Source organism: Clostridium sp. DSM 8431 (assembly GCF_900116755.1).
In the GTDB taxonomy this organism is placed as follows: Bacteria; Bacillota; Clostridia; order Clostridiales; family Clostridiaceae; genus Clostridium.
In genome coordinates this window covers 1-7,113 of record NZ_FPBY01000167.1, presented here as the reverse complement: position 1 = coordinate 7,113, position 7,113 = coordinate 1, and the positions used below count along the sequence as shown (strand labels likewise).

Genomic DNA, 7,113 nt, shown 5'->3' with positions numbered 1-7,113 from the left:
TCTTGCAGGTGCAAGCTCCGCTATGTCGGAAATCTTACCATTAAAGCCTTTAGATATCATAGCATTCATGATATTTTCTAAATGCTTTAACTGAGGATTTGTTAAGTAAAAATCAAAATTTAATTGATTAAAAAATTTGTATATTGATGGTTCGTTTGATATAATTGTGTTCTGAAACATTTATGTATCTCCTTGTTGAATTTTGTGTAGGAACTTAATTATAACAGAGATTTATCATAAATGTTTTTTTATTTTATTCAGTTGTAAAATTATTCAAGCATTTTTGCACTATTATAGATGAATATAATTTTTTTACTGGTATATTTCCTATTATTATACTATATGCAGGCATAAACTCAATTAATACCAAAGTTCATCATAACGCTAAAGCATCACAAATCATACTTTAGTATATAGGTAATCTTTTACTAACATCTAGCAAAAAATTTTAAAAGGAATTTAATATATTAGATAGGTGAAAGTCCCTATTTATCATGTTTTACTCACTTGAAAATTTTATATTTTTAGATATGAACAAAGTGGCTGACGCCACGCTTTTCAGCGCAGGAATCAACTTTGTTTTGCCATGCAAAAGGTTCTAAAAGTAAAATAACTTCATATTAAAATACAATTTAACTATTTTGCTTTTAGGTTATTTTGCGTCCTACAATTATTTTTTAATGCATTTGACAACTTCCATATGAGAAAGCCAGTCAAAATCAGTGTTTAACATCAAAAAAATTTTATATTTTTGTATGCATTAAAAAATGCTTCATGAAGTTTTCTTCATGAAGCATCCTACTATTTTTTCTTTATATTATACAATTCCTTGTGCCATCATAGCATCTGCAACTTTCATAAATCCTGCTATATTAGCTCCTGCAAGGATATTCTTTTCAAGTCCATATTCTTTAGCAGCTGCACTTGAATTAGCATAGATATTCTTCATTATACCTTGAAGTTTTGCATCAACTTCTTCGAATGTCCAAGATAATCTCATGCTGTTTTGTGACATTTCTAAGGCTGAACAAGCAACTCCACCTGCATTAGCAGCCTTAGCTGGTCCAAACATTACTCCATTGCTTTGGAATACATTGATTGCTTCTAGTGATGATGGCATATTAGCACCTTCTGAAACTGCTATAGTACCATTCTTAACTAAAATTTCAGCTGATTCCTTATTAATTTCTCCTTGTGTAGCACATGGAAGAGCAATATCACATTTAACTTCCCAAATCTTTCTGCAACCTTCTACATATTTAGCTGTAGGAACTTTTTCAAGATATTCTTTAATTCTACCTCTCTTAACTTCCTTAATTTCCTTAACTACATCTAGGTTTATTCCATTTTCATCATAGATATAACCATTTGAATCACTCATAGCTACAACTTTAGCACCAAGTTCAGTTGCTTTTTCATTAGCATAAATAGCAACGTTTCCTGATCCTGAAATTACTACAGTTTTTCCTTTGAAGCTAGTTCCATTATCTTTTAGCATTTCTTCTGTGAAGTATACTAAACCATATCCAGTAGCTTGAGTTCTAGCTAAACTTCCACCGTATGTTAATCCTTTTCCAGTTAATACACCTTGATCGTTAGCAGCTCTTAATTTTTTATAATATCCATAAAGGTATCCGATTTCTCTTCCACCAACTCCGATATCCCCAGCTGGAACGTCTGTATCAAGACCTATATGTCTTTGAAGTTCTGACATGAAGCTTTGACAGAATCTCATAACTTCTGCATCAGATTTTCCCTTAGGATCGAAGTCTGATCCACCTTTACCACCACCGATTGGTAGTCCAGTTAATGAGTTTTTGAAAATTTGTTCAAATCCTAAGAATTTAATAATACTAATATTTACTGATGGATGGAATCTTAATCCACCTTTATAAGGCCCTATAGCACTATTAAATTGGATTCTATATCCTCTATTTACTTGAACCTTTCCATTATCATCTACCCATGGTACTCTGAATACTATTTGTCTTTCTGGTTCTACTATTCTTTCAAGTAAACCTGCTTCCATGAATTCAGGATGCTTATCAAATACAGGTACTAATGAATTTAATACTTCTGTTACTGCATCTTGGAATTCTTTTTCTCCATTATTTCTGCTCTTTACAGTTTCTAAAACTGAATCAACATACTGTCTCCCAATCATTTTTTACATCTCCTTAAAAATTAATTAACCAATGTATATATAATACACCAATTTGAAATATTTTTCTATATTTTACTAATATTTTTGTTATTGTATAATTATCCTCACATGTGTATACTATTTTTTATCAATTTGTTAAATATATCTCCACAATATAATTAATTTGTCAATTTAATCTTTTCAGCCTTCCCATTTTCTCATAAAACGCACTTTTATTTTGTCACATAATAAATAAAGGCATTCTTTATTTGTCAGAATAACCTTTATTGGAATTAGAAATAAAAACTTATTTTTTCCCATATAACTTAAAATAATAATTATTTCTTCAATTCTTTATTATGTTTTAAGTAAAAATTTATAAATATGCAAGATACCATAGCGCCAGTAGTTCCACATATTATATCCCACATAGTATCATGTAGACTATTAAGCTGCGATGTAAGACCAAAAATCTGATCTGTAGAAAATTCCCATATCTCCCATAGCCCTGCACATGCTATTGAAAAAATAAGAGGAAATATAAAAATAGTTTCTTTTTTCATTCCATTATCTAAAGAATTATTAGATAAATGCATATATATTACTAATCCTATTACACCAAGCAAAATGCCTGAAAGTAGATGCAAAAACTTATCATAATATTTAAAGGAATAAAAGTTAAATACACTGGCTAAATACATAGATATGAATATAAAAAATAGAGATACATAATATAAATAGTAGTAATTTTTCAAAAATGTCTTCTTAAATATATATATATCTACTAAAATAGTTATCATTATTAATCCTATTCTAGCTAACTTTTCTCCTTCACCATAAAAGTAATTCCATATAGCTGTAATGAACAATAATATATAAAATAAAGAAGTTATTAATTTATATTGTCCTTTCATTTTTTCACCTTCCTTTAATTATAGTATATTCAAAATTAATGATACTATAATACCAACTATCAAACCTCCTATATGACCATAGTTGTCTATTCCAGTAGATGTAAAGCCAATATATAGATTTAATAAAATTACAGATGAAATATTAAATACATAATTTCTACTTATGATTTTTCTATTTTTAAGAGTATATACAAGTAAAGCTCCTAATAATCCAAAAATTGCTCCTGAAGCACCAACCGCTAAGGTTCTTGGTGCCAATATAAAACTTAATAAACTTGATCCAATGGCCGATAAAACATACATAATGATATATTTTTTCTTGCCATAAATTTTTTCCACATCTGCTCCTGTTATATATAAACTATACATATTAAAAGCTATGTGCATAATATCAGCATGTAAAAAGGCTGCTGTGAATAATCTCCAAACTTGTCCATTCTCAATAGCAGGTCCATATTTAGCTCCCATTTTAAATAATGTCATACTATCTATATCTATAATATTACCTGACATTAATGCACTTATAATATAAACAATTATATTTATAGCAATTAAAGAAATTGTTATATTCATATCCTTAATTTTTTGTTTTTTCAACTTAGGATCTATTAGTTTTACAAACACCTGAGCTAAAGATGCAACTTCTTCATCACTATATAAAAGTTTATTATTTCTTTTATCTATGATAATTTTTTTAGAACGTATATTAATGGGCTCATATTTTCCATCAGTAAAAATAACAATTTGCAAAGAATAGGGCATATTTTTTTCCTGCAAATATCTTATAACATCAGCTTCATCTTCTACTGCATGAACACTATCAGTTATAATAACTGTATATAGCCCTCTTTGAAATCTTTTAATCCAAACTAATTTCTCTTCATAACCACTTTTGTATTGCTCAATATAAAAGCCTTCTTTATCAACTAAAAAATCACAGATAATCTTTGTTTTTTTATCCAATCCATATACCTCCTCTTTTTAATCTCAAACCTTTTATTTAAATAAAGCGTATACCCCACGCTTATATGCAAATTTTGGGTATACGCCTTAATTTTTTATATTTCCTTTTCCATCATATCAAGAAGTTCATTGAATCTTTTTATAGTAGCTTCTAAAGGCTCAGATGTAGTCATATCTACTCCTGCATCCTTTAATATATCAATTGGATACTTGCTTCCTCCACTCTTTAAAAATCCTTTATATTTATCAACAGCTCCTTCTTTTTTCTCTAATATTGATTTTGCAAAAGCTGATGCTGCTGCATAACCTGTTGCATATTGATATACATAAAAATCATTATAAAAGTGTGGAATTCTAGACCATTCTATATCGATGTCTTCATCTACTATCATATCTTCTCCAAAATATTTAACATTTAATTCATGCCACTTTTTATTATAGTCAGCGGCAGTCAAAGCTTCACCTTCATTTAATGCATTATGCACATAAAGTTCAAATTCTGCAAACATTAATTGTCTAAATACAGTAGTTCTTATTTGTTCAAGTTCTTGATTTATAAGATATAACTTCTTTTGCTTATCTTTTTCATTTTCTATCTTATAATTAATAAGAAGGGCTTCATTAGTTGTTGATGCTACTTCTGCACAGAATAAAGTATATCCTGCATAGTAATAATTCTGAGTTTTTCTTGAATAATAAGAATGGATTGAATGACCCATTTCATGAACTAAAGTTGATACATCATTAAGTTCATAATTATAGTTTAATAAAACATATGGCATTGTATCATATCCACCCCAGGAATACGCGCCACCTCTTTTTCCTTTATTTTGATAAATATCTATCCATCCATTTTTGATACCTTCATTAAATATATCAAGATATTCTTTTCCTAAAGGCTCTAATCCTTTGTTAGCAAGAGCAACAGCTTCATCAAAGGATATTTTTTCTTTTGGAACTTCAATTATTGGCACATATAAATCATACATATGAATTTCATCTAAACCTAAAAGCTTTTTCTTTAATCTAACATATCTATGAAGAGATGATAAATTATTATCTATAGTTTCAATAGATTTTTCGTAAACTGATAAAGGAATATCATTTGGTGCTAAAGATGCCTCTAAAGGTGAGTTATACTTTCTTACCTTTGCACTAAAATTAAAATTTTTCACACTTGCAGTAAGGGATGATGCTAAAGTATTTTCAATCTTTTTATATTGTCCAAACAATTTTTCAAAAGCTTCTTTTCTTACCCTTCTATCTGTGCTTTTTATAAATGAAGAATAATTTCCTTCTGTTAATTCCACCATTTCTCCATCTTCGTCTTTAATTTTATCAAAAGTCATATCTGCATTTGTAAGCATATTATAAATAGTTGAAGGTGCATCAAGGCAGTCTGAAGCTAATGCTAATAATTCTTCCATATCCTTTGTTAAAATATGCCTCTTTTCTTTTAATATATCTCTTAATAAGAAATCATACTTTTTAAATCTTTCATCATTATCTAATATATCTAATAAAAAACTATCGTCTAAAGAAAGAATTTCTGGTACAAAGAATGCAGTTTTGTTTGCAAATTCAGCCATATACGCATCAATTTTATTCATCATTGCCTGAGCTTTTTGATTAGTAGTATCTTCATCCGATTTCATATGTGCATATACATATAACTTCTCTGCTCTTCTAGATATCTTTTCATTAAATTCAAGATACTTTAATATCTCTTCCTTATCATTAAGTTTACCTTGAAAACTTTCATATTTAGGCACTTCTAATTGTACCTTTTTAAATTCTTCCTCCCAAGAATCACCATCTTTAAAAACTTTATCAAGCTTCCATTTAAATTCTTCAGAGATTTCCTCTCTCTTTTTTAAAACCTTTTCGCTCATTATTTAAGTGCCTTAAAATACTTTAAGGCTCCCTCCTTTCACAAAAAACTATTTATACTCTTCTTCTTTTCCTTTAATTGCTTCAAATACATTATCCATTTCTTCTTGAATAAGAGTAACAGCTTTATTAATTAATTCTTTCATATCATTATAATCTTCTTCATATTTAAATTTTAGTATGAAAGTTGGATTATATTCATCTAAATCTTCTTCTATTTCAAATCCTGCTTCCTTAAATCTTTCTTCATTAAATAAATCATATATTGCAGAGTATTCCCATTCTTCAACATCTTTATTAGTGTCAAAATATAGGTTAACTTCCTTATCTAATACAAAAAACTTTTTTACAAATAAAGCTCCTTCATTAACTTCAAAACTTCCAAGTTCCTTTGTTATATATCCATTTTCTTTATCTTTCTCCATTAATACTAAGCTTGAAAAATCCATTTAGTTCATCCTTTCAACTTTTTATATTTAGTATTTTCTTATATTATAGAGTTTATAATACATTTTAGGCAATAGTGTCAATATTTTTTCGTTTATTGTTTTGTAATATTATGGTAATATCATTCTGTAATAAATATGGAGGCTAATATTATGAATGATGTAGTAATTCCATACAATAGAAGAATAATAAAAAAACAAAAGTATAAAAGACGCAGAGCTATATCTAGAATTATATGTATTCTGTTACTTTTTACTCTTCTACTATTCTCTCTATATAAACTAAATAGAGAAATTAAATGCAGAGATCTTCAATATGCTGTAGAATATGAGCTTACTTCCGGTACCCCCTCTGAAAGGCTTTTAAGAGTTAGGCGTATAACTTTAATATTTAATGATAATGAATGCGCCGTTATTGAAGCTTCTGGATTATCTAAAGAAAGTCCTCATTATGAAACAAAAATTAAAGGAACCTTTAAAAAAGATAAATTCAACTCTTGGAAACTAACTCATATAGAAAAAACTTAATACTATGATAGTGCATTTTTACTTGAAAAATTTTATAGTCAAGTAACCAAACAGAATCCTAAGCTATTTTTAATGACTCAAAAATTTCTTCTATCGGCGTACCGCTTGCTGCAGCTTCATAGATAAATATTACTTTAGATTTTTGTAGATCCTTCTTAGCAGATTTATATCCAGTATTGAAGTGATAAGAATTATTAGAATACATTTTGCAATAAGTATAGTTTATTAA

The 7,113-nt window shown here is 28.1% G+C and carries 6 protein-coding genes and 1 pseudogene; 1 reads left to right on the top strand and 6 read right to left on the bottom strand.

Features of this window, described 5'->3' with window-relative positions; all coding sequences use genetic code 11:
* From BM384_RS13970 to BM384_RS13945, 6 genes and pseudogenes are all read right to left on the bottom strand, one after another.
* A pseudogene (locus BM384_RS13970) lies at positions 1-180 on the bottom strand (IS701 family transposase); the annotation flags it as partial.
* A gap of 637 nt (positions 181-817) precedes the next feature.
* On the bottom strand, positions 818-2,164 hold the full coding sequence (gdhA, locus tag BM384_RS13965; RefSeq protein ID WP_090014487.1) for an NADP-specific glutamate dehydrogenase: 1,347 nt from the start codon (positions 2,162-2,164) through the stop codon (positions 818-820).
* A gap of 317 nt (positions 2,165-2,481) precedes the next feature.
* The gene (locus tag BM384_RS13960; RefSeq protein WP_090014486.1) at positions 2,482-3,057 is read right to left on the bottom strand and encodes a DUF2238 domain-containing protein; all 576 of its coding nucleotides are present in this window, start codon (positions 3,055-3,057) and stop codon (positions 2,482-2,484) included.
* 18 nt (positions 3,058-3,075) lie between these two features.
* Positions 3,076-4,020: a rhomboid family intramembrane serine protease gene (locus tag BM384_RS13955; RefSeq protein WP_090014484.1), complete on the bottom strand. Its 945-nt coding sequence runs from the start codon at positions 4,018-4,020 to the stop codon at positions 3,076-3,078.
* A gap of 95 nt (positions 4,021-4,115) precedes the next feature.
* Positions 4,116-5,912: an oligoendopeptidase F gene (gene pepF / locus BM384_RS13950; protein WP_090014482.1), complete on the bottom strand. Its 1,797-nt coding sequence runs from the start codon at positions 5,910-5,912 to the stop codon at positions 4,116-4,118.
* A 48-nt stretch (positions 5,913-5,960) separates the two neighbouring features.
* Positions 5,961-6,359, bottom strand: coding sequence for a DUF6762 family protein (locus BM384_RS13945; protein WP_090014481.1), 399 nt, complete (start codon positions 6,357-6,359; stop codon positions 5,961-5,963).
* Between the two features lie 150 nt (positions 6,360-6,509).
* Between BM384_RS13945 and BM384_RS13940 the strand changes: the two genes are divergently transcribed.
* Positions 6,510-6,884 (top strand): hypothetical protein, encoded by a 375-nt coding sequence (locus BM384_RS13940; RefSeq protein ID WP_090014479.1) that lies wholly within the window; start codon positions 6,510-6,512, stop codon positions 6,882-6,884.
* Positions 6,885-7,113 lie beyond the last annotated feature (229 nt).

What these genes read in the sequence shown, in the direction of transcription:
- gdhA (WP_090014487.1), bottom strand. Translation starts at nt 2,164, where the DNA reads ATGATTGGGAGACAGTATGTTGATTCAGTTTTAGAAACTGTAAAGAGC.
- BM384_RS13960 (WP_090014486.1), bottom strand. Translation starts at nt 3,057, where the DNA reads ATGAAAGGACAATATAAATTAATAACTTCTTTATTTTATATATTATTG.
- pepF (WP_090014482.1), bottom strand. Translation starts at nt 5,912, where the DNA reads ATGAGCGAAAAGGTTTTAAAAAAGAGAGAGGAAATCTCTGAAGAATTT.
- BM384_RS13945 (WP_090014481.1), bottom strand. Translation starts at nt 6,359, where the DNA reads ATGGATTTTTCAAGCTTAGTATTAATGGAGAAAGATAAAGAAAATGGA.
- BM384_RS13940 (WP_090014479.1), top strand. Translation starts at nt 6,510, where the DNA reads ATGAATGATGTAGTAATTCCATACAATAGAAGAATAATAAAAAAACAA.